General features: G+C 65.8%; 17 protein-coding genes. 13 read left to right on the top strand and 4 right to left on the bottom strand.

The genetic code is table 11. The features are described from left to right. The 3 genes from AC239G_RS17940 (at position 1) to AC239G_RS17930 (ending at position 4,950) form a co-directional block, all read left to right on the top strand. Positions 1-1,926 (top strand): sensor histidine kinase, encoded by a 1,926-nt coding sequence (locus tag AC239G_RS17940; protein ID WP_139909350.1) that lies wholly within the window; start codon positions 1-3, stop codon positions 1,924-1,926. A 127-nt stretch (positions 1,927-2,053) separates the two neighbouring features. After that, complete coding sequence (locus AC239G_RS17935; protein WP_139467467.1) at positions 2,054-2,788, top strand: response regulator; 735 nt, start codon at positions 2,054-2,056, stop codon at positions 2,786-2,788. Positions 2,789-3,012: 224 nt separating this feature from the next. After that, positions 3,013-4,950 carry a penicillin-binding transpeptidase domain-containing protein gene (locus AC239G_RS17930; RefSeq protein WP_482400956.1) on the top strand — a complete coding sequence of 646 codons (1,938 nt, stop codon included), beginning with the start codon at positions 3,013-3,015 and terminating at the stop codon, positions 4,948-4,950. A gap of 21 nt (positions 4,951-4,971) precedes the next feature. On the opposite strand, the gene AC239G_RS17925 is transcribed toward AC239G_RS17930, so the two are convergent. Next, on the bottom strand, positions 4,972-6,573 hold the full coding sequence (locus AC239G_RS17925) for a succinic semialdehyde dehydrogenase (protein WP_482400955.1): 1,602 nt from the start codon (positions 6,571-6,573) through the stop codon (positions 4,972-4,974). Between the two features lie 49 nt (positions 6,574-6,622). On the opposite strand from AC239G_RS17925, the gene AC239G_RS17920 reads away from it, so the two are divergent. Together AC239G_RS17920 and AC239G_RS17915 are read left to right on the top strand one after the other, a co-directional pair. Then, positions 6,623-7,822: an amino acid deaminase/aldolase gene (locus AC239G_RS17920; protein ID WP_487489434.1), complete on the top strand. Its 1,200-nt coding sequence runs from the start codon at positions 6,623-6,625 to the stop codon at positions 7,820-7,822. 5 nt (positions 7,823-7,827) lie between these two features. Then, complete coding sequence (locus AC239G_RS17915; protein WP_487490125.1) at positions 7,828-9,204, top strand: D-arabinono-1,4-lactone oxidase; 1,377 nt, start codon at positions 7,828-7,830, stop codon at positions 9,202-9,204. Positions 9,205-9,353: 149 nt separating this feature from the next. Here AC239G_RS17915 and AC239G_RS17910 read toward each other — a convergent pair whose 3' ends face one another. Continuing rightward, positions 9,354-10,238, bottom strand: coding sequence for an alpha/beta hydrolase family protein (locus AC239G_RS17910; protein ID WP_482400953.1), 885 nt, complete (start codon positions 10,236-10,238; stop codon positions 9,354-9,356). 193 nt (positions 10,239-10,431) lie between these two features. Here AC239G_RS17910 and AC239G_RS17905 point away from each other — a divergent pair, with 193 nt between their 5' ends. Further along, the gene (locus tag AC239G_RS17905; protein WP_482400952.1) at positions 10,432-11,811 is read left to right on the top strand and encodes an MFS transporter; all 1,380 of its coding nucleotides are present in this window, start codon (positions 10,432-10,434) and stop codon (positions 11,809-11,811) included. Between the two features lie 214 nt (positions 11,812-12,025). Then, positions 12,026-12,844 carry a transcriptional regulator gene (locus AC239G_RS17900; protein ID WP_458310403.1) on the top strand — a complete coding sequence of 273 codons (819 nt, stop codon included), beginning with the start codon at positions 12,026-12,028 and terminating at the stop codon, positions 12,842-12,844. Positions 12,845-13,003: 159 nt separating this feature from the next. Here AC239G_RS17900 and purB read toward each other — a convergent pair whose 3' ends face one another. Further along, a complete protein-coding gene (gene purB, locus AC239G_RS17895; protein WP_482400951.1) occupies positions 13,004-14,437 on the bottom strand; it encodes an adenylosuccinate lyase in 1,434 nt (477 codons plus the stop codon). 252 nt (positions 14,438-14,689) lie between these two features. Here purB and AC239G_RS17890 point away from each other — a divergent pair, with 252 nt between their 5' ends. The 6 genes from AC239G_RS17890 to AC239G_RS17865 all read left to right on the top strand — a co-directional run bounded on the left by AC239G_RS17890 (position 14,690) and on the right by AC239G_RS17865 (position 21,300). After that, positions 14,690-14,935, top strand: a complete 246-nt coding sequence (locus AC239G_RS17890) for a hypothetical protein (RefSeq protein WP_139909343.1) — start codon at positions 14,690-14,692, stop codon at positions 14,933-14,935. Continuing rightward, on the top strand, positions 14,932-15,663 hold the full coding sequence (locus tag AC239G_RS17885) for a hypothetical protein (RefSeq protein WP_482400950.1): 732 nt from the start codon (positions 14,932-14,934) through the stop codon (positions 15,661-15,663). The genes AC239G_RS17890 and AC239G_RS17885 overlap by 4 nt, the downstream gene beginning before the upstream one ends. 51 nt (positions 15,664-15,714) lie before the next feature. After that, complete coding sequence (locus AC239G_RS17880; protein WP_458310406.1) at positions 15,715-17,232, top strand: hypothetical protein; 1,518 nt, start codon at positions 15,715-15,717, stop codon at positions 17,230-17,232. A gap of 466 nt (positions 17,233-17,698) precedes the next feature. Then, on the top strand, positions 17,699-18,853 hold the full coding sequence (gene pdhA / locus AC239G_RS17875) for a pyruvate dehydrogenase (acetyl-transferring) E1 component subunit alpha (RefSeq protein ID WP_139467456.1): 1,155 nt from the start codon (positions 17,699-17,701) through the stop codon (positions 18,851-18,853). Beyond that, positions 18,853-19,830 (top strand): alpha-ketoacid dehydrogenase subunit beta, encoded by a 978-nt coding sequence (locus AC239G_RS17870; RefSeq protein ID WP_139467455.1) that lies wholly within the window; start codon positions 18,853-18,855, stop codon positions 19,828-19,830. The genes pdhA and AC239G_RS17870 overlap by 1 nt, the downstream gene beginning before the upstream one ends. Before the next feature lie 18 nt (positions 19,831-19,848). Beyond that, positions 19,849-21,300, top strand: coding sequence for a dihydrolipoamide acetyltransferase family protein (locus tag AC239G_RS17865; protein ID WP_487489433.1), 1,452 nt, complete (start codon positions 19,849-19,851; stop codon positions 21,298-21,300). A 94-nt stretch (positions 21,301-21,394) separates the two neighbouring features. Here AC239G_RS17865 and AC239G_RS17860 read toward each other — a convergent pair whose 3' ends face one another. After that, entirely contained in the window at positions 21,395-22,291 is an 897-nt protein-coding gene (locus tag AC239G_RS17860; RefSeq protein WP_139467453.1) for a LysR family transcriptional regulator, read from the bottom strand. Between the last annotated feature and the right edge of the window lie 27 nt (positions 22,292-22,318).

The raw sequence follows: 22,318 nt of genomic DNA, 5'->3' as shown, positions 1-22,318 counted from the left end.
ATGCCGAAGAAGAAGCGCACCGTGCTGTCGAAGGGGCCCGCCGGACCGGTGGGTCGCCTGAGTCGGTGGGTCCGCCTTTCCGCGGCCGGGCGGATCATGTTCGCGAACTCGATCATGCTCGTGGGCATCATGGTGCTCACGACGAGTCTGCTCTACCTCCAGCTCTCCCAGCTCAACACGAAGCGCGAACAGGACCTGCTGCGGTCGGCCGCGGACAACATCTCGATGTCACTGGGCCTCGTCGGCACCGGTGACGTCGGCCAGGACGACTACCTCGACTCCGAATCCCGCGACGACGTTCAGACGCTGCTGGACAACGTCATCAGCCAATACGGCTTCGACATCGCCGCGGTCGTGCCCATCGACTTCCTCCTCACCCCACCGACCCTGGGCTCACCCGGACGCCAGCAGGCGCTGGAAGCGAAGACCGCCTCGGCGGATTCCGGGAAGATCCCCGAGGACTCCATCGACCAGCTGGCCCAGGCCGTCGACGGACAGGCCCTGCAGAATGGCAGGTCGACCGTGCGCTTCATCAACGACGGCGGCCCGGCCGACGGCACCATGTACGTCGTCACCCCCGTCTACGCCGAGCACGTCGGCGTCGACGGACTGAGATCGGACACCGTGGTCGGCGCCGTCATCGTCGGCAGCTCCGCAGATTCGGTCCGCGAAGGCTTCCTGGCGCAGGGCAAATGGCTCATCGGCATCGCCGTCCTCACCCTCGTCCTCGGCATCGGTTCGTCCTGGGTGACATCGCGGGGACTGCGCAGGGTCACCGGTGACTACGGTGCCGACGAGCTGCGCAGCATGCTCGACTTCTACTCCTCCGTGCTCACGGCCGTCTCCGAAGGACTGCTGCTCGTCGACCGAGCCCGCGGGATCGTGCTCATCAACACCGAGGCCCGGGAACTGCTGGGCATGCCGCCCGCCGGCGACGATGCGGACTCGGGCCCCACCTCGGCGGAGGAGATGCCGCTGCGCGAACTCGACCTGCCCGAGGCGCTGCACGATCTGCTCGCTTCCGGACGGTGGGCTCGTGACGAGATCCACTACACCGACGACCGTGTCCTCGTCGTCAATCAGCAGCCCACCGAGGCGGCCAGCGACACGTGGGTCGTGACCATGCGCGATCACACGGAGCTGGCCGAGCTCTCCGGCGAACTCGTCTCCGTGCGCTCCTTCTCCGATTCCCTTCGCGCGCAGACCCATGAATACGCGAACCGGCTGCACATGGTCGTGTCCCTGCTCGAGACCGGGCACGTCGATGAGGCCATCGACTTCGCGGCCAAGGACATCGACGATCTCAACCGGGTCAACGGTGACGGGTCGATGACCTTCGACCATCCTGTCCTCTCGGCGCTGCTGCTGTCGAAGATCGCCCAAGCCGCCGAGGCGGGCATCGAGATGACGGTGGACACCGCGGACCTCACGGGCAACCTCGGCGGGGACGATCGCGACCTCGCAACGATCCTCGGCAACCTCGTCGACAATGCCTTCGACGCCCTGAGCAGGCAGGACGTACTGCCCGAGGACAAGAGAGTCCATGTCGAACTCTCCGGCTCCGGCGGTCCCGGCGGATTCACGATCGAGGTCAGCGATGACGGCCCGGGAATCGACGAGGAATACCTCGACGCGATCTTCGAGCGCGGCTGGTCGACGAAGCACGATGGCGTCGAGACCGACCAGGGACAGGGTCGCCAGCAGACGGGCACCCGCGGGGTCGGGCTGTCCCTGGTCGTGCAGGCGATCCGCCGCCTCGGGGGAGCCGTCGACGTGCAGGGCCACGGGGAGGACTGCGACCGATTCAAGGGCGCAGTGCTCACGGTGTGGCTGCCCGACCCGGGGAATGTGGGTCAGATCGGGGCGGGTCAGACCGCGGCAGGCAGGTCGGGTTCCGGACAGTCCGGCGACGGGCAGGTCGGATAGGGGCGGGGCGGATAGGGGCGGGTGATCGCCGGTGATGCCGGCACCGCCCAGGTGGACCGGAACCGGATGTGACGGGACTGCAACACGATCCGGGACGCTGTCAAACGGGTGAAGATAGACTGGCGGCATGTCGGACACAACTGCGCCTGAATCGAGCATCGGTGTGCTCGTCGTCGAGGATGAGGTGGTCGCCGCCCGTGCTCACGCGAAGTACATCGACCGCATCGACGGCTATCACGTCGCCGGAGTGGCGAAGAATGCCACTCAGGCGATGGCTGCTCTCACAGGCCAGATCTACGGCCTCGATCCCTCCGGCGTCCATCTCGTCCTCCTCGATATGAACCTGCCCGACGGGCACGGGCTGCAGGTCTGCCGCGCTATCCGCGGCCAACGCGTCGACGTCGACATCATCGCGGTCACCGCTGCCAGGGATATGCAGATCGTGCAGGAGGCTCTGTCCTACGGCGTCGCCCAGTACATCATCAAGCCCTTCACCTTCCCCGTCTTCAAATCCAAACTCGAGGCGTATTCGTCCTTCCGCAACCGCCTCGGCGGGGATTCGAACGACGGCGAGGTCACCCAGACCGAGGTCGACAAAGCGATCTCGGCCCTGCGCACGCACACCGTGGCGGCGACCGCGAAGGGAGTGCCCGATGCGGTCCAAGCCGAGGTGAAGAGCCTGCTCGATGAGAATCCCGGCCAGTCCGCAGCAGAGCTGGCCGAAGGGCTCGGGGTCTCCCGAGTCACCGCTCGCCGCTACCTCGAATCCATGGCCGACGCCGGCATGCTCGAACGCCGTCCCCGATACGGTTCGGCCGGTCGTCCCGTCCTCGAATACACCGTCGTCCCCGACGCAGGCTGACCGCGGATTACTTGCGCGAGCAGCCGACCGTGACCGACGCCGCGGGCTGATCGCTCTGTCACCGCGCCCGTGACCGACGCCGCAAGCACTGTTGGGCCGATCCACGGCGTTCTGAACGCCGAAACCGCCGTGGATCGCCCCAACAATCGGTCGTGGGGCCGACGTTGCGCCGGTCTCGCCGCAGGGCAATGGACATCGGGCGAACCCCGGTAGAGGATGGTTCCATGTCGAAGAAGTCCCGGGTCTGGCTGGCCGTCGCCTTCGTCCTCGTGCTGCTCGCCGGAGCCGGAGTCTTCGCTCTCTTCCGGCTGCCGATGACGAAGTCCTCCGCCGCCGAGGCGGCCGCCCACGACCTCGCCGAAGAGCAGCTGAGCTCGGACATCTGGCATGAGAAGGACCTCGCCCAGGGCCTGTTCGACCGCGTCACGAAGGCATTGGGCACGAAGGTCGACCTGCGGTCGGTCACCGTCGACGACATCACCGAGGCCGACGGTCGGACCCTGGCCACACTCGATTGGACGTGGGCGAACAACGACGGAGAGTCCTGGGAGTACAGTTCGCAGCTGCCCCTGGAGAAGAACGGGCTCTTCTGGTGGGCGGATCTCACGGAGAAGGCCATCCACCCGAAGCTCGGCAAGGGCGGTCGCTTCGAACTGCGCGCGAACCAGGGAAGGAGGGGGAACATCCTCGGTGCCGATGATGAAGTGCTCATGGAGGAGGAGAAGGTCGTCGACATCGGCGTCCACCCGAATCGACTCGAACCCGACACCATCGGCCGACTCGTCAGCGGACTCAACGACGGTGTCGACTCCCTCGACCTCGACGCCGATGATCTCGAGAAGTCCGTCGATGACGCCGAAGGCAACCAGCTCGTCCCCGTCGTGACGCTGCGCGAAGGCGACTACAAGTCGGTCAAGGACGCCATCCACGATCTGCCGGGAGTGCTGTTCACCGAGGATACCCAGACCCTGACCCGGTCCCGCGGGTTCGCCCAGGCCACCCTCGGTTCCGTGGGGCAGGCCAGCGCCGACGACATCGAGAAATCCCAGGCCACGATCATCCCCGGCGAGATCATCGGCCGCACGGGTCTGCAGAAGACATTCAACAATCGGCTGAGCGGACCCGGCGGCGTCGAAGTCTTCGCGAAAGGCGATGCGAGCGATGACACGGGCGGAACGACGAAGCTGACGAGTCTCCATGCCTTCACAGCCGAAGACGGCGAGAATCTCGAGACCACCCTCGATGTGCGGATCCAAGAAGCCGCGGACAAGGCGGCTGCGACCGGCAGGAAACCGACAGCTCTCGTCGCCATCCGACCGAGCGACGGTCACGTCCTCGCCGTGGCCAACCACGACCCGGAAGGAGCGGCCTGGGACCGAGCGCTGAGCGGCCAGTACGCTCCCGGCTCGGTGTTCAAGATCGCTTCGGGCCTCGCGCTCCTCGAATCCGGAGTGAAGCCGGACGACACGATCGACTGCCCGCAGACAGCGACGGTCGGTGGCAAGAGGTTCAAGAACGCCGAAGATGAAGTGCTCGGCGACGTCAGCTTCGCCAGCGACTTCGCACACTCGTGCAACACCGCTTTCGTCTCCTCCGGGGACGAGGTCACCGGCGACGACCTGACCGCAGCAGCCGAGCAGCTGGGCATGACGGCTGCGACATTGGGCATCGGAGCGAAGACCGCCTCGGTGCCGGCCGACGACGACGAGGTCACGCATGCTGCGCAGATGATCGGTCAGGGCAAGGTGCAGGCGAGCCCGCTGTCCGTGGCGACGATGGCCGCCTCGGTGCAGGCCGGGGAGACCGTGGACCCGCAGCTCGTGCTCGGTGATGCCCTCGACGATGCCGGCGTCGACGAGTCGGGTGCGGAAGGGGCTGACGATCCTCCGGCCCTTGATGGCCAAGCGGCGAAGGAGATCTCGAAGATGATGCGAGCGGTCGTCACCGAGGGCACCGCCACCGATCTCAAGGACGTTCCCGGCGATCCCGTCCACGGCAAAACCGGAACAGCCGAATACGGCAATGACTCCCCGCCGCGCACCCATTCGTGGTTCGCCGGATTCCAGGGCGACCTGGCCGTGGCCGTGCTCGTCGAAGACGGCGGATTCGGCGCCGAGGCGGCCGTGCCGGTGGCGCACGAATTCTTCGACAACGTCAACTGACCCCCACCTATATTCGCCGGTCTACTTCATGCGCAGGGACCGCATGGCCTGCAGCGCCCCGGTCATGGCCTTCGCGAACTTCGCCTGGTCGAGGGGGCCGGCCGGTGCGATCGGGTGGAGGCGCTGCTGCGCGATCGTGTGCGAGTGCATGAACTGAAAGAGGCCCTCAGGGCCGTGCCGGTGGCCCATTCCCGAGGCCTTGACTCCGCCGGCTGGTGCGTCGATGGATCCCCAGCTGGCCGGGTAGACCTCGTTGATGTTGACCATTCCGGCCTCGACCTGCCGCGCGATCTCACGCCCGTGGGAGCGTGAGTACACCGATGCCGAGAGTCCGTAGTCGCTGTCATTGGCCGCAGCGATCGCCGCGGCATCCGACGGCACCGAATAGACGGAGACGACGGGACCGAAGGTCTCCTCGCGATGCAGCTCCGCCTCAGGAGGAACATCCGTGAGCACGGTCGGGGCGTAGAAGTAGGGGCCGAGATCGGGCACCGGGTGTCCTCCGGCGAGAACCGTGGCACCGGCGCTGCGCGCCTGCTCGACATGGTTGGTGATCGTCTCGAGCTGCTTCGGTCCCGCCAAGGTGCCCATGTCCGGGCCGTACTCGAACGCGGCGCTGAGACGGTAGGCACGGGCCGCCTCGGCGAAATGGGCGCAGAAGGTCTCATAGAGGTCCTCGTGGACGTAGATGCGCTCGATGGAGATGCACAGCTGCCCGGCCGACGAGAACGATCCGCGCACAGCACCCTCGACGGCCTTCTCCAGATCCGCATCGGCGGCCACGATCAGGGGATTCTTGCCTCCGAGCTCGAGTGCGGCGGGGAGCAGACGCTGACCCGCCTCGGCGGCGATCGACCGCCCAGCGGCCGTCGACCCGGTGAACGAGATTCCGTCGGCGCCGGCCATGAGCGCGGGTCCGACCTCGGCGGAGGGCCCGGGCACGAGCTGCCAGACCTCGGCGGGCAGGCCGGCGGCGATCGCCAGCCTGCGCATGAACACCGAGGTCAGCGTCGTCGTCGAGTCGGGTTTGTGGACGACGGCATTGCCGGCGGTCAGGGCGGCGAACAGGTCGGTCGCCCCCAGGGTCAGCGGGTAGTTCCATGGTGTGATGAAGCCGATCACGCCCAGTGGGGTGCGGGTGACCTCGGTGCGGGTGAGCACGGGGATGGCTCCGCGCCGTCGTTCGGGGCGCAGATAGCGGGCGGCCATCACCCCGTAGTGGCGGAGCACATTGAAGGTATCGAGGATCTCGTCATAGGCGTGGATGCGGGCCTTGCCGGTCTCGTACTGGATGATGTCGAGGAGCAGATCCTCATTGCGGACCAGTGCGGAATGCAGTCGGGTGAGCACCTTCGCTCGGTGCTCGACCGACTGAGCGGCCCATGCTTCGCCGGCAATGCGCGCGGTGGCGTAGGCAGCCTCGATATCTTCGGGAGTGTTCCGGGCGAACCTGTCGACCTCCTGGCCGGTGAACGGCTCGACTCCGCGCACCACCTCGCCCGAGCCGGAGGCGTCAGCGTACGGATCGGTGTCGAGGAAGTCCCGCAGCGCCGCGGTGACATGCGCGGAAGGGGTCCCGGCAGCGTCTGCTTCGGAGGTGCGTGCGGTGGTCTTTGTACTCATCGGCTTCCTCTTTCTGTGACGTAGGTCATCGCAGGCTAGACTACCGAATATGGTTTCGAGTGATCTGCGGAGGGCGCTGAAGGGGACCGGCGCACCCACCGCCGTCCTCGATCTCGACGCCTTCGACGCGAACCTCGACGCCCTTGCCGAACGGGCTCGCGGACTGCCGATCCGCCTGGCCACGAAGTCCCTGCGCGTGCCCGCCGCCATCGACCGGGCGCTCGCCCATCCCGCATTTTCCGGGGTGCTCGCCTATTCCGTCCCCGAGGCGCTGTTCCTCCACGTCCGCGGCATCCGCGATATCGTGATCGGCTATCCCAGCCTCGACCGAGCTTCCCTGAGTCGGATGTTCGCCGAGTCGGGAGCGTGCACGAACATCACCCTGATGATCGATTCCGTGGACCACCTCGACATCATCGACGACGTCCGAGAGAACCTCACCGAGGCGGGAGCCGCCTCGGTGCGGGTGTGCATCGACGTCGACTCCTCCTATCGACCGGCCGAATCCTGGTTGGGCGACCGCGTCCATATCGGGGCCAGGCGCTCGCCGATCCGTGACGGGCGAGCGGCCATCGCGCTTGCCCGGCAGGTCGCGGCGCGGCCCGGTTTCGACCTCGTCGGGATGATGTTCTACGAGGGGCAGATCGCCGGCACCGCCGATGCCGGACGCTCGGTGCGGCAGACGATCGTGCGCGCTATGCAGAAGGCCTCGATCACCGAACTCGCCGAACGGCGAGCAGCCGTCATCGCCGCAGTCCGCGAGGTTGCCGACCTCGAATTCGTCAACGGCGGGGGGACCGGTTCGTTCGAATCCAGCTCCGTCGAGGGCACTCTGACCGAACTCGCCGCCGGATCCGGCCTCTTCTCCCCGGGACTCTTCGACGGCTATACGCACTTCCGGCATCGGCCGGCCGCGTACTTCGCCACGCCCGTCGTGCGCAGGCCCGGCCCTGGCTGGGTGACGGTCTTCAAAGGCGGATTCATCGCGTCGGGGGTTCCTGGTTCCGACCGGCTGCCGACCATCGCCTGGCCGCCGGGCCTCGAGTACTCCGGTCTCGAGGGTCCCGGCGAGGTGCAGACTCCGCTGACCGGGCCCGGCACGGAATCGCTGCGCATCGGGGATCTCGTGTGGTTCAGGCATGCGAAAGCAGGCGAACTGGCCGAACATTTCAACGAATTCCTCGTCGTCTCGGGATCGACGATCATCGACACCTGGTCGACATACAGGGGAGAGGGACTGGTGCTGTGAGCACGATGAACAGAGGCCGAAGCACTCAAGCGCGCGCTCGGACCGCGCAGCGACGAGCGTTCCGGAACTGGGCCGGGCACGTCCACGCACATCCGCACACATTCTCGAGCCCCGCCTCGGCGGAAGAGCTATCGGGAATCGTCACGGCCGCTGCAGCGGCCGGGGACCGTCTGCGGGTCGTCGGGGCCGGGCATTCGTTCACTCCCGTGGCCGCCGGCGATGACGTCATGGTCAGCCTCGACGGACTGTCGGGGATCGTCGCCGTCGACGAGGCGGCCGACCGGGTCCGCTTCCACGCCGGCACCCGACTGCGGGACATTCCCGCCCTCCTCGCACCCTTCGGCCTGGCCCTGGAGAACCAGGGTGACGTCAATCCGCAAGCCCTTGCCGGTGCGATCTCGACGAGCACACACGGCACCGGGATCGGGTTCACCGGGTTCGCCGGGACCGTCACCGGACTGAGCCTCATGGGCCCCGACGGCGAAGTACGGGAGCTGTCGGCCGAGGCGGAACCGGAGATCTTCGACCTCGCACGGGTCAGCCTCGGCGTCCTCGGAGTCATCACCGAGGTCGAACTCCAGTGCGTGCCTGCCTTCGACCTCATCGCCGAGGAGAAGGTCGCCGGATTCGACGAGCTCCTCGATGGGCTCACCGAGCGGATGCGCGGGGCAGACCATTTCGAGTTCTACTGGTTCCCGCACACCGATTCGGTGCTGACGAAGACGAACACCCGGGTCGAGCCTGGGCATGCCGGGCCGGGTCACCTCGCCGAGGCGGGGGGGCGCAACCGGTGGCTCAACCTCCTCGACAAAGAGGTGGTGGAGAACGGGGCGCTGCGGCTGGCCGTCGAGCTCGGTGCCAAGGTCCCGGCCGTGGTGCCCTCGATCAATCGGATCGCTCAGTCCGTCGTGGCAGACCGGACGTACCGGGCGCCGGGTCACGATGTGTTCGTCACCCCACGGCGGGTGCGGTTCAACGAGATGGAATACGCGCTGCCCTTCGACTCCGGGTCCGAGGCGATTCGGGAGATCAGAGACGTCATCGAGGCCAAGGGGTGGGCGATCTCATTCCCCGTCGAGGTTCGGTGCGCCGCCGCCGATGATGTGCCGCTGTCGACGGCATCGGGGCGGGAGACGATGTACATCGCCGTCCACCGCTTCATCAAAGAGGACTTCGCCGAGTACTTCCGCGTCGTCGAGGAGATCCTGTGCCGGCACGGCGGCCGACCGCACTGGGGCAAGATCCACACTCGTACCGCTGCTGACCTGCACGAGCTCTATCCGCGATTCGCGGACTTCTGCGATCTGCGGGCTCGACTGGATCCGGAGGCCATGTTCGGCAATCGCTTCACCGACTCGCTGTTCGGCGTCACGCGGCGCTGAGGTCCGTCGACGTCACCCGCGGCTGAGAGTGTTCGGCGTCGCCCGCAGTTGAGGGCCGGTCAGCCGAGAAGTGGTCGCAAACGGATACTGGCGACCGGAAAGTGGTCGCAATCGGATACTTCTGGGCGCGGAGAATCTCCGGTAGTGACCTATTCTTCGGCTGCTCGCGCGTCGAGCCAGTCGAGGATCTCCGGCCAGGCGGCCTCGGCGGTCGATCTGCGCATGAGGCCGTGATGTCCGATGCTCTTCACTCCGAGCTCCTCCGGGGCGAAGGTACGACGAGTCACCGGGGCCAGTCGCAGCCGGTCGGTGATCGCATCGATGAACGCCTGCGTCGCCCAAGGATCGTCTGAGGTGCCGATGGCGAGCACAGGTGTGCGCAGTCGGGAGGCTCGTGCCTCGGCATCGAAGCTCGGGTCGTCGAAGAAGAAGTGGGGGCGGCGCAGCCATTTCGTCCACTCGTAGAGAGCGGCAGCGGGAATGTCCTCACCGAGTCCCACTCGGCTGCCTGGCATGTACCCGAACACCCGAGTGATCGCTCTGCCGAAGACCCCGAGGCCGACTTCCACCCGAAATCGCTCGCTGCGGGGTGCGATTTGGCGCGCCGCCACCATCGCTGTGGCGACCGTGGCGATTCCACTCAGGCGCTGACCGCCGTATCCCAGGAGCAGAGCGTGCCCGCCGACGCTGTGGCCCAACGCCGTATGCGGCAGATCAGTAAATCTCTCCTCCGCCCAGGCGCCCGCTGCCGCCACATCTTCGGAGATCCAGTCGCGCATGCGGATGTGCCGATGTGCGCGAGCTTCCGTTCGATCGCCGACGCCGCGGAAGCCGTAGGTGATCACGGCGAACCCTCTCGCGGTGGCCGCCTCGGCGAAGGAGAAGTAGAAGCGTTCCGGAGTCGCGGTCGCCGGGTGGATCGTCAGCACCGCACGGGGGTCGGCCGTGGGGAGGAAGAGATGTCCCTCGAGGTCGTTGGATCCGTACCGGCTCGGCACCGGGATGCGTACGTCCTGTTTGAGAAGTGAGTCCATATCCTTCAGCGTAATCACCACGACGCCAGGATGCTACTAGTCGGTAATATAATTTTGGTCGTTGCCCTCCGTGCCGGCGTGTTCGGCGCCCTCCCGCTGCAGCCTCCGGCCCGTCCCCGCCGTAATCCTCGGCAGTATTTCGCCGAAGTCCTTTGCGGGTTCCCATGTCCGAGCGTGCTGGTACGCTCGGGGAATGACCGCGTCGGATCGGAACCATCCCGCATCACCCACTCAGGCGACCAGCCGCGAGCGGGAGAGAGGCCGGCGCAGGTCGATGTTCGTCGCCGCATTCGGCACCGTCGTCGAATGGTACGACTTCTCGATCTTCTTCTATGTCGCCACGACCCTGACCAAGGAGTTCTTCGGCGATCAGACGGATTCTCTGCTGCTGACCCTCGGGGTCGGCGCGGCGGGATTCCTCTTCCGGCCCTTGGGCGCGATGGTCTTCGGCCACCTCGGTGATCGGATCGGGCGACGATCGACGCTCATCATCTCCGCGGTCCTCATGGCGATCTCCATGCTCGGGATCGCGGTGATCCCGAACTACGACACGATCGGCATCTGGGCAGGCGTGCTCATGGTCGCCCTGCGCTGCCTGTCCGGATTCTCCGTCGGCGCGGAATACACGGGAATCATGGTCTTCCTCATGGAATCGGCGGGACCGGGAAAGCGCGGATTGGCGGCCAGCTGGGCTGCGGCCAACAGCGAGGTCGGCGCCCTCTTGGCGGTGGGGTCCGGTGCGCTGCTGGCGAATACGCTCAGCCCCGAGGCAATGGACTCCTGGGGTTGGCGGCTGCTGTTCGTCCTCGGTGCTGTGCTCGCCATCCTCATGGTTCCGCTGCGGTCGATGATGGAGGAGACCGAGACCTTCAAACGGCTGCAGCAGGCAGAGAAGGAGAAGAAGGGCACGAAGGACACGGCCCTCGAGCGCTCCCCGCTCATCACTGCGATCCTCGAACAGCCGCGGGCGATCCTCGTGGCCTTCCTCATCTCCTCGATCGGCTCGGTCAGCTACTTCCTCAACATCACCTATGTGCCCACGTACATCGAAGAGGTGGCGAAGGTTCCGAACTCCGGCTCCCTGGCCCTGGGCACGGTCGCGGCCGTCGTCGCCATCGTCGTCACTCCGTTCTTCGGCCTGGCCTCCGACAGGTTCGGGCGCAAACCCGCCCTGGCCGTTCTCATGGCTGTCTTCGTGTTCACGATCATTCCCGCATACGCTCTGCTGGGCGGCAGCTCCTCGAGTGGGGCGGTCTTCGGTGTTGCGTTCCTCGCAATTCCCGCCGCCGGGTGGAGCGCGGTGGCCGCCGCTATGGTGCCCGAGCAGTTCACCGGCACGAGCCGTTTCTCCGGCATGGCGATCGGCTACAACGTCGCCACCGTCCTCTTCGGCGGTCTCTCGCCGCTCATCGCCACGGCACTCATGTCGTCGACGGGCATCAACCTGGCGCCGGCGATCTACGCCACCGTCGTCATCGTCGTCGCTGGCGTTCCCACCCTGTTCCTCGCTCGCAGCATGGGCAAGAAGACCCTCGCCGAGGTGGACGCGGACAAGCATCTCGTCCCTGCTTGAGCGCGTGGCCGGGGAATTCGCGCGACCCGCTCAAAGCGGCACACCGACGCCTCGCGGAGTGAGACTCTTCGGGGGCTGCGGCGGATCGGTGACAGACGTTGCCGTTCTGCCACACTCTGCGCACATCTCGCGCTCGATGAACTCATAGGTTGGTTTCAGAACACGCATTCGGGCGAACGACTCCCGGGTGTGAGAGACCGATTAAGGAGTCATCATGAAACGCATGAAGCGTGCCACCTTCACCGCTGCGGCCCTGCTCAGCTGCACACTCGCCTTCTCGGGCTGCTCGCTCATCAGCCAGGCCGTCCAGCCCGAACAGGGCCAGACCGGAGAGCAGTCGAATGCCGACGCTCAGGATCAGGGCGACCAGGATCAGAACGGCCAGGATCAGAACGCTCAGGGTCAGGGCGACCAGAACGGTCAGGAGTCGAGTGCCGACCAGAACGGCCAGGAACAGGCCGGACAGGACCAGACCGGCGGTCAGGACGCGAGTTCCGATCAGTCGACCTCGGGCTCCTCGTCGGCCTCGTCTTCTGACGGGTCCGCCGGTTCGGACTCGGGAGCGTCGTCCGGCAGCCAGGGGCAGGTCAGCATCGGCGAAAGCTTCGAGGATCCGGAGATGCAGGACAAGATCGAGGTGCTCTCTGCGGTGCGGAACTTCGAGTCGTCCAAGAGGGCATCGGCGATCGAACTCGGGGGCGAAGTAGTCCTCCTCGAAGTCAAGATCACCCCAGGGCAGAAATACAGCGGACTCATCCAGTCCGGAGCATTCAAGATCTCCGAAGACGGCGGGGCGGACTACCGATACGACCAGACCGACGGCCTCGAAGCCGAAATGCGAGCTGCTGGCTACGAGCCCTTCGAAGACGTCAGACGCCGAGACGGCGGAACCCACCAGGGCTGGCTCGCCTATGTTCCGAACGAGAAGCAGGACGCCTACACGATCCGCTATGAACGCGGACCCGGCAAGGTGCTGGGAACCGACGAGAAGGTCCCGGAGTTCACGACGACCTTCGACATCCCCTCCGTCTGACTCTCGAGGCTGACTCGCGAGGGCGGCTGCGAACCGTGAGTCATGTGGCTGCGACCCGCCAAGCCTGAGTCAGGGCGGCGTCGGCCGACCAGGGAAATGCACATCGAGGCCGGTCTCCGAATTCGGAGACCGGCCTCGAGGCGTTGTCAGGCCCTGAGATCAGCCTTCGCTGAAGGCCTTCCAGTCCGAGACCTCGGACTCGGCGAGCTGAGCCGCGACACCGGTGTAGGTGGCGGGCGTGAGGGCCTTGAGCAGTTCGGCACGCTCCTCGGGCAGTCCGAGACCGTCGACGAACGTCTGCAGATCAGCTTGGTTGATGCGCTTGCCGCGAGTGAGTTCCTTGAGCGTTTCGTACGGGTTGTCCATTCCCGGCACGCCCTGCAGTCCGGCGGCACGCATGACCGACTGGACGGCTTCACCGAGGACCTCCCAGTTGCCGTCGAGGTCGGCGGCCAGAGCCTCCTCGTTGATGGCGAGCGCACCGAGGCCCTTGACCAGGTTGTTGAGCGCGAGGACCGAGTGGCCGTAAGCGACGCCGATATTGCGCTGCGAGGTCGAGTCGGTGAGGTCGCGCTGCATCCGCGAGGTGATCAGCGTCGAGCCGAGGGAATCGAGCAGGGCGCAGGAGAGTTCGAGGTTCGCTTCGGCGTTCTCGAAGCGGATCGGGTTGACCTTGTGCGGCATCGTCGACGAACCGGTCGCACCGGCGACGGGGATCTGTTTGAAGTAGTTCATCGAGATGTAGGTCCACAAATCGGTGGCCAGGTTGTGTGCGATCCGGTTGAACCGAGCGATATCGGCGAACAGCTCGGAGTTCCAGTCGTGGGACTCGATCTGCGTGGTCAGCGAGTTGAAGGTCAGCCCGAGACGGTCTTCGACGAAGGTGCGGGCGATCTGCGGCCAATCCGCTCCCGGCACAGCGGCCAGATGGGCCGAATAGGTGCCCGTGGCGCCGTTGATCTTGCCGAGGAACTCTGTGGCGGCGATGCGTTCGTACTGACGACGCAGGCGGTGGATGAAGACCGCGAGCTCCTTGCCCATCGTCGTCGGAGTGGCCGGCTGACCGTGGGTGTGGGCGAGCATCGGAACTTCGGCCAGTTCCGCGGCGGACTCGGCGAGAGCGTCGATGAGGGCTTTCGCTCTCGGCAGCCACACCTGTTCGGTGGCACCCTTGATGCCGAGCGCCCAGGACAGGTTGTTGATGTCTTCGGACGTGCAGCAGAAGTGGACGAGCTCGCCGAGGTCCTCGGCGCCGATCGTCACTAGGGCTTCTTTGATTGTGTATTCGACGGCCTTGACGTCATGAACGGTGACGGCTTCATGAGCGGCCAGCGTGGCGATGGTGTCGGCGTCGAAGTCGGCGGCGAAGGCACGCAGTCCGTCGACCTCATCGGGGGTGAGGGTGCGAACGCCCTCGATCACCGAGTTCTGTGCGAGATGGATGAACCATTCGATCTCAACGATGATGCGGTTGCGGTTGAGCGCCGCCTCGGAGAGATGATCGACGAGGTCAGCGGTGTCTTTGCGGTAGCGACCATCAAGCGGTCCGAGAGCGATGGCGGGCGAGATTTCGGCAAGGGAAACAGTCGGCATGCCCTCATTTTCTCATGAGCGGCGAATCGGAGCGGCACCCGTCCGCGCCGACCGATCGCCAGGCGCCGGCGGGACCACGAGACTCGAGCATCGCCCCTTGTGGATTCGGTGGCGACTTCGACGCCTGTGCCCTGTGGATGCTCAAGCCTCTTCCCCAGCCTTGGAATCGAGGCTTCTCTGCTCGAGCCGCTGCCGCCTACGGTCGAGTGATTCGGGCACGGATGCCGAACAGGCAGGCGGGAGGGCAGAGTCATGATCACTGACGAATTGGAGCGCAATCGTGAGCAGTGGAGGCGGCGAGCGGAGGTGCTGCACTCCCTGGCGCAGAGCTGCCGCCAGATCGACGGATGGGATTCCCCGGCGGGAGCGCTGCTCGATGACCGAGTGGCCTCTTGCGCAGAATCGATCGACGAGTTGGGCGAGAGGGCGGAGAAGCTCGCCGAGGCGTATGACCTCCACCTGCAGGTCGTGTCGGTGGGCGGGCGGATCCAGCTGTGAACACTCACCCCGCCGAACGTGAGGGCGCCGGCATCGACAGTTGGATCGTCGTCGACCTCGACCGGATCAGCAGACTGCCCGAACGGCTGCGTTGTCTTTGGCCGCCCGATCTGCTCCCTCGCCGGGTCGACCGGGACTCCCGAGCCGCCTCGGCGGAGGCGGAAAGATCCAATGCAACCGCAGGGACTGCGGCCGCAGGTTCGGGGACTGGCGCCGCACCCTCGGGAATGGGCGAGGGCCGTGGGGGCGCGAAACGGGACCTCGATGTGCTCACCGCATGGCTGCGCGGCTTCGCCTCCGAACTCAACCGGGTGCGAACGCGCATCAGCGTCGTCGTTTCATCGGGAGTCGAGACCGTCCACCTGGCACTGTGCCTGGGGCCGGGGATCGCGCATGCGATCCTCGCGTTGCAGGGGGAGGGGCTCGAAGACTTCGCGCGGCACCAGCTGCTGCGCCGGATCGAGCCGGGACGGATCGGGCACGTCGTCGAGGATCTCACCGAGCTCGTCGACCAGGACTGTGTGCTCACGCTCAGCTGGGCGTCCGGACGGGGTGCGACAGGATTGGAATTCCTCCGCCGAGAGGGCGGGACATGGTTCCGGCCGGTCATCGAGCGCGCCGGCGATTCCGTCACCGTCGACGATGACGTCGACGCCGGCGAATCAGCGGTGCGAAAGCTGCTGAGCGCCGTGCTCACGCGGACGCTGACGGCAGGAGCTCCGAGTTGACGGCGGCAGCACTGACGGCGGCAGCGACCGGGGCATGAGAGGAGACCCGCGATGATCGACTCGACGACCCGCGGAGGCGGTCGGATCACCGTCGACGAACGCGCCGACGGCAGCGGAGACGCACTGCAGAGCGTCATCGCCGATATCGGTGATCTGTCCGTCGACGCCGCTGTCGGAGACTTCGACCTCGCGACCCTGCTCACCCAGGTCCCCGCCCCGGTGACGGCGCTCAACCTCGATGCCTGCCGGATCCGGTTCCACGCCCAGCTGACCGCCTCGGTGCTCGAACTCGAGGCCACACTGCTCGCCGTTCGAGCCGCTGCCTTCGCCTACCGGCAGGCGGAGAAGGGCATCAGCGAAGTCTTCGGCGGACTGCTCGACGCTCTCGGCTACGCGACCGGTCGCATCATCGCGCTCAGCCTGCCCGTCATCATTCCCGTTGCGCTCGTCGTCGGCGCCCAGGTCGTCGTGGCCACGAAGATCCTCGACGTCACCGGACTCGACGATGTCATCACCAAGCAGTTCGGCATCGACCTAGGCAAGACGAAGGCGAAAGCGAAGGAAGCGCTGATCACGTTCGCGTTCGAACAGTCCGACGTCACCGGGGCCGTCATCGAGCATGTGCTGCCGGGCTTCGTCGTCGGATTCTTCGGGCTGCCTCCATTCATCCTCGACTCCGAAGGCGATCACGCGTTCTGGCCGCACGACTCGACGTCGATGACGATCTGGGTCCTGGCAGGTGCGAACGCGTTCGGACTGCTGCTGCCCTCCGATGTCGAGGTATGGAGGGCGAAAGGTCTGACTGCTCCGCACAAAGAACCGCCGCGTGACGTCGAAGACCTCTTCTCCCGCGAAGCGAACTGCCACCGCGGAGCCGATTCCGGACAGGTCCGCATCGAAGAGGTCGTCGGACCCGATGGGACGACCCGCTATATCGTCTACGTCCCGGCCACCACCGACTGGTCTCCGAAGTCGGGTGACAATACGACGGACCTGACGACCAACGTGCAGGGCATGGCCGGCAACGACACCGTGATGCGCGAAATGGTGCGCCAGGCGATCGCCGATGCCGGGATCGGTCGCGGCGCCGAGGTCATGCTCGTCGGATATTCGCAGGGAGGAATCACCGCAGGCTCTCTGGCCGCGGACCCCGCGTTCCTCGACGATGTCAACGTCACTGCCCTGATGACGGTCGGTGCTCCGGTCTCCGATTTCGCCATCGATTCGGGAATCGACGTGCTTTCGATCGAGCACGAACAGGACCTCGTCCCCGATCTCGACGGCAATGAGAACCCGGCGACGAAGAACTGGTCGACGATCACTGTCGACTACGACCCCGACGAACTGCGCAAGGTCCCCGAACTGGCGGACAAGACCGATGCCGAACTCGATGCGATGTTCGCCTCGGCCGGGGCAGCGCACTCGTCCGTCGCCTATGCGGCCTCGATCGGACTGCTGCTGAAGGGCGGGAATTCCGCAGTCGACCGTTTCACCTCGAAGAACTCAGGCTTCTTCACCGGTGATCTCGGGAAGACGCGCGACTACCAGGGCAAGCGCAGACGTCATTGAACTCGGTTTCGCGGAACGGCACTCGGCATCGAAACGATGGGACACCCCGGTGCACCAACGGAGCTCATGGGACCTGCACTCGATCTCCCGAAGATGGGCCGCCCCGGCGAGCGATGGGATCGTGCGAAACCCGCGCACGACCTCCCGAAGAAGGGCCGCCTCGGTGCTCGGATGTGCATTGGTCGGACGATGGAGCATCTCTGCCGTGATCGACAATTGTCCACGGAACGCTTTGGAACTCGGCCACATGTGTCGAGCTCGGGCCATAGTCTGTTCCTGACCTGCACTTTTGATACTCGAACCGCATGGGGAGAGTGGCAAGCAGTGAGTGGATTCGGTATTGTGATATCACCTGTGAATCAGATCACTCGAGGGCGAGTTCTCACATCCGAGGGCCTGCCCGACGGACACGGTCCACCACTGGTCACCTCCGGTGAAGATGGACCTCGAACAAAGGAGAACTGAAATGACCTCCAACATTTCAGTGGGAACCGGCGCTGCCCACAGTCAGTCCTCGGAGCCCAGAATGATCCAGATGCTCACCGAAGACGGAAACCGCGTCGAATCCGGTGAGTACGATGCCTTCGCAGCAGAACTCACCGATGAGGATCTGCGCGGCTTCTACCGGGATATGGTCCTGGTCCGCCGCATCGACGCCGAAGGAGCTGCTCTGCAGCGTCAGGGACAGTTGGGCCTGTGGGCACCTCTGTTCGGACAGGAAGCAGCCCAGATCGGCATGGGACGGGCCGCTCGCCCCCAAGACTTCGTCTTCCCCACCTACCGCGAACACGGCCTCGCCTACACCCGCGGTGTCGAACCCGAAACCCTGCTCAGCATCTTCCGCGGTCAGAACCACGGCGGCTGGGATCCGCAGGAGCACCGCTTCCACACCTACACCATCGTCATCGGCTCGCAGGCCCTGCACGCCACCGGCTACGCCATGGGCATCTCCATGGACGGCGACGTCGGCACCGGCGACATCGAACGCGACACTGTCTCCATCGCCTGCTTCGGCGATGGTGCGACCTCGCAGGGCGACGTCTCCGAGGCGCTGACTTTCGCCGGAGCCTTCCACGCCCCGGTTCTGTTCTTCTGCCAGAACAACCAGTGGGCCATCTCCGAACCCACTCACGTCCAGTCCGCAGCCCCGCTGTCGACCCGCGGCGAAGGATTCGGAGTCCCCGGCATCCGCGTCGACGGCAACGACATCATCGCGATGTACTCCGTGGCCCGCGCCAGCCTCGACTCCGTGCGCGCCGGCCACGGCCCGATGCTCATCGAAGCCTTCACCTATCGTCGCGGCGCCCACACCACGGCCGATGATCCGACGAAGTACCGCGACAAGGCCGAAGAGGAGATCTGGGAGGACCGCGACCCGATCACCCGCCTCAAGGCCTACCTGGGCAAGCACACCGAGACCAGCGACGAATTCTTCGCCGAGGTGGACGCCGAGGCCGACACCCTCGCCGCCCGCATCCGCCACAACTGCATGACCATGGAGAACCCCGACGGCGTCGAGATGTTCGCCCATGTCACCGCGGAACCCCACTCCCTCGTCGACGAGGAACGTGCCGAATTCCTGGCATACCAGGCCTCGTTCGCCGATGCGGGTGAGGCCTGATGGAGAAACTTCCCCTCTCGAAGGCGATCACCGCCGGAATGCGCAAGGCCATGGAGGACGACCCGAAGGTCGTCCTCATCGGCGAGGACATCGGCAAACTCGGCGGCGTCTTCCGCGTCACCGAGGGTCTGCAGAAGGACTTCGGTCCGCAGCGTGTCATCGATGCCCCGCTGGCCGAATCCGGCATCGTCGGCACCTCGATCGGCATGGCCATCCGCGGCTACCGTCCCGTCATCGAGATCCAGTTCGACGCGTTCATCTTCCCGGCCTATGACCAGATCGTCACCCAGGTGGCGAAGCTGTACAACCGCACCCTGGGCAAAGAGAACATCCCGTTGGTCATCCGCGTGCCCTACGGCGGCGGCATCGGCTCACCCGAGCACCATTCGGAGAGCCCCGAGACCGTGTTCGCCCACCATGCGGGACTGCGGCTCATATCCCCGTCGAACGCTCATGACGCGTACTGGATGATCCAGGACGCAATCAAGAGCGAGGATCCGGTGATGTTCTTCGAACCCAAGCGTCGCTACTGGATGCGCGGGGACGTCGACACGTCGGCCCGAGGCGAGCTGGGCATGCATGACGCCCGCGTCGTGTCCGAAGGCACCGACGTCACCCTCGTCGCCTACGGCCCGCTGGTGCCGACCGCGCAGGACGTGGTCACCGCGGCCGCCGAGGAAGGCAAGAGCGTCGAACTCATCGACCTGCGCAGCCTCAACCCGATCGACTTCACCGCGATCGAGAAGTCCGTGACGAAGACCGGCCGACTGGTCGTCGCCCATGAGGCTCCAACCTTCCTGGGGCTGGGTTCGGAGATCGCCGCGCGCATCACCGAACGCTGCTTCTTCAACCTCGAAGCCCCGGTCATCCGGGTCGGCGGCTACCACACCCCGTACCCCGGTTCGCGGATGGAAGAGCACTACCTGCCCGACCTCGATCGCATCTTCGATGGTGTCGATCGGGCCCTGTCCTACTGATTTCGAGGAGAGTCAAGAATGTCATTCGAATTTCCTCTTCCCGACGTCGGTGAGGGCCTGACCGAGGCCGACATCGTCGCGTGGAAGGTCGCCCCCGGCGACACTGTCACCGTCAACCAGATTCTCGTCGAGATCGAGACCGCGAAATCGCTCGTCGAGCTGCCCAGTCCGCAGGCCGGCACCGTCGGTGCGCTCCTTGTCGAGGAGGGCCAGACCATCGAGGTCGGCACCCCGATCATCCGGTTCGGCGGAGATGATGCCAACACCGAGGCGGCCCCCGCCTCCGCTGATGCGCCGACTTCCGGTTCGGCTGAGAAGTCGGTCGATGCCTCCGGTGATGCCGACGGCGGAGCCACTCTCGTCGGTTATGGAGCGAAGGAGACGTCGTCGAAGCGGCGTCCGCGGAAGGGCGCTTCCGTCCCCGCTCCCGCCGCTCCCGCAGCGTCGGCTGCCCCGGTTGCCTCAGCTGCCCAGGCTGCGGAGGCGGCCGCGCCTGCACCGGCCGCGGCTCCGGCGGCTCAGGCACAGTCGGCGTCGGCACCTGCTCCGGCAGCGCAGTCGCAGTCCGCTTCGGCTCCCGCGTCACCGAGCAAGCCGCTGGCGAAGCCGCCCGTGCGGAAGCTCGCGAAGGATCTGGGCGTCGACCTCTCCCAGGTGACACCGACCGGGCCCCGCGGGGACGTCACGCGCGACGATGTGCACGCCGCCGCCAACCAGACCGCCGCTCCCACGTCGGGTGCGACGGCACCGGCGGCCGCCTCGGCGAGTGATCAGGGAGCGCTCGAAGAGCGGATCCCGTTCAAGGGCGTGACGAAGATGATGGCGAAGGCCATGGTCGATTCAGCATTCACGATGCCGCACGTCACCGAATTCCTCGACGTCGACGTCACCGAGACGATGGCGATGGTCCGCCGGCTGAAGTCGACGAAGTTCCTGGGCGAGGACGTCAAGGTCTCGCCTCTGCTCATCGTCGCCAAGGCAGTGGCGTGGGCCGTGGGACGCAACCCGCGGATCAACTCGTGCCTCGAGGGCGACGAGATCGTCGTGAAGAAGTACGTCAACCTCGGCATCGCGGCCGCCACTCCGCGCGGACTGATCGTGCCGAACATCAAGAACGCGCAGGCCATGGGGCTGGGCGAACTGGCGCAGGGCATTCAGGATCTCACCGCTCTGGCGCGGTCGGGCAAGACGCCGCCGGCCGATCAGGCCGGGGGCACGATCACGATCACGAATGTCGGTGTCTTCGGAGTCGATGCCGGTACGCCGATCATCAATCCTGGTGAGGCCGCGATCCTCGCGTTCGGACAGGTCCGGAAGAAGCCGTGGGTGGTGGGCGACGAGATCGTTCCGCGCGAGATCACCACGCTGTCGGTCAGCGCCGACCATCGTGTCGTCGACGGCGAGATCATCTCGAAGTTCCTCGCCGACGTCGGCCGGGGTCTGGAGGACCCGATTCTGATGTTGGCCTGATTCTCGCCCGGGCGCCGGCTTCTGACCGGCTCCGGGAGCTTGAGCGCCCCGGCTTCGCACAGTGCGAAGCCGGGGCGTTTCAGCGTTTCGCCAGTCACTCGGCGGCTGACTCGATCAGTCGCTGTTTGAAGTTGAAGACCGGGCGCGGGAGCGGAGCATCGGAAAGGTAGGCGATCACCAGTTTGCGTTCAATGGTGGGCATGATCGGGATGCTGACGAGATCGCTGAAATTCATCAGGGGGACGACCAACCTCGGTACTGCGGTGATGCCCATACCTGCTGCCACCATGCCGCCGACCGCGGGAATCGTATCTGCCGTCTGCACTTCATGGGGTTCTGCTGCTGCCTTGAGCAGAGTTCGCCGCACCATCGGCGCGATGCTCGTCACGGAGTTGAAGCCGACGAACTCTTCGCCGTGGAACTCCTCCCACCGCAGAGATGCGCGTGCAGCCAATCGATGACCGCGTGGAACGATTGCGACGAAAGGATCGGACAGGAATGGAGTCACTGCCAGATCGGCAGGGAGAGAGTCCGTGAAGGCGACGAGGCCGATGTCCACCGTCCCTTCGGTCACCATCGGCACGACCTGATCCTGAGCCGCATCACGGATGACGAGTTCGACCTCCGGGAACTCCCGGCGAAACGCGTGAACGACCTCGGGCAAACCGGTTGCTGCCAACGATGGCAGGCAGGCGATTCTCACCTGCCCCGAACTGCCGGTGACGAAGCCGGAGATCCGTTCCAATGCCGAGTCGAACGAGCGAACTGCGTGTGCGGCGTACAGTGCCACTTCGGTGCCGGTAACCGTTGCGGTGACCTTGCGGGTAGTGCGCTCGAACAGTTGTGTGCCGATGCGTCGCTCTGCCTCCGCGACGGTACGGCTGAGAGCCGGCTGGCTGACCTCGATCTCCTCGGCCGCACGGGTGAAACTCTCCGTGCGCTGCACCGCTTCGATTGCTCGCAGGTGGTGCAAGGACAGATTGATAACCATAAATCATGAGTCTAGCCGCAACGGATA

This window comes from Brevibacterium sp. Lmc1 (assembly GCF_057654315.1).
This window is presented reverse-complemented; position numbering and strand designations above follow the sequence as displayed.

Coding starts and splice junctions, on each gene's coding strand:
- AC239G_RS17940 (WP_139909350.1), top strand. CDS start 1: ATGCCGAAGAAGAAGCGCACCGTGCTGTCGAAGGGGCCCGCCGGACCG.
- AC239G_RS17935 (WP_139467467.1), top strand. CDS start 2,054: ATGTCGGACACAACTGCGCCTGAATCGAGCATCGGTGTGCTCGTCGTC.
- AC239G_RS17930 (WP_482400956.1), top strand. CDS start 3,013: ATGTCGAAGAAGTCCCGGGTCTGGCTGGCCGTCGCCTTCGTCCTCGTG.
- AC239G_RS17925 (WP_482400955.1), bottom strand. CDS start 6,573: ATGAGTACAAAGACCACCGCACGCACCTCCGAAGCAGACGCTGCCGGG.
- AC239G_RS17920 (WP_487489434.1), top strand. CDS start 6,623: ATGGTTTCGAGTGATCTGCGGAGGGCGCTGAAGGGGACCGGCGCACCC.
- AC239G_RS17915 (WP_487490125.1), top strand. CDS start 7,828: ATGAACAGAGGCCGAAGCACTCAAGCGCGCGCTCGGACCGCGCAGCGA.
- AC239G_RS17910 (WP_482400953.1), bottom strand. CDS start 10,238: ATGGACTCACTTCTCAAACAGGACGTACGCATCCCGGTGCCGAGCCGG.
- AC239G_RS17905 (WP_482400952.1), top strand. CDS start 10,432: ATGACCGCGTCGGATCGGAACCATCCCGCATCACCCACTCAGGCGACC.
- AC239G_RS17900 (WP_458310403.1), top strand. CDS start 12,026: ATGAAACGCATGAAGCGTGCCACCTTCACCGCTGCGGCCCTGCTCAGC.
- purB (WP_482400951.1), bottom strand. CDS start 14,437: ATGCCGACTGTTTCCCTTGCCGAAATCTCGCCCGCCATCGCTCTCGGA.
- AC239G_RS17890 (WP_139909343.1), top strand. CDS start 14,690: ATGATCACTGACGAATTGGAGCGCAATCGTGAGCAGTGGAGGCGGCGA.
- AC239G_RS17880 (WP_458310406.1), top strand. CDS start 15,715: ATGATCGACTCGACGACCCGCGGAGGCGGTCGGATCACCGTCGACGAA.
- pdhA (WP_139467456.1), top strand. CDS start 17,699: ATGACCTCCAACATTTCAGTGGGAACCGGCGCTGCCCACAGTCAGTCC.
- AC239G_RS17870 (WP_139467455.1), top strand. CDS start 18,853: ATGGAGAAACTTCCCCTCTCGAAGGCGATCACCGCCGGAATGCGCAAG.
- AC239G_RS17865 (WP_487489433.1), top strand. CDS start 19,849: ATGTCATTCGAATTTCCTCTTCCCGACGTCGGTGAGGGCCTGACCGAG.
- AC239G_RS17860 (WP_139467453.1), bottom strand. CDS start 22,291: ATGGTTATCAATCTGTCCTTGCACCACCTGCGAGCAATCGAAGCGGTG.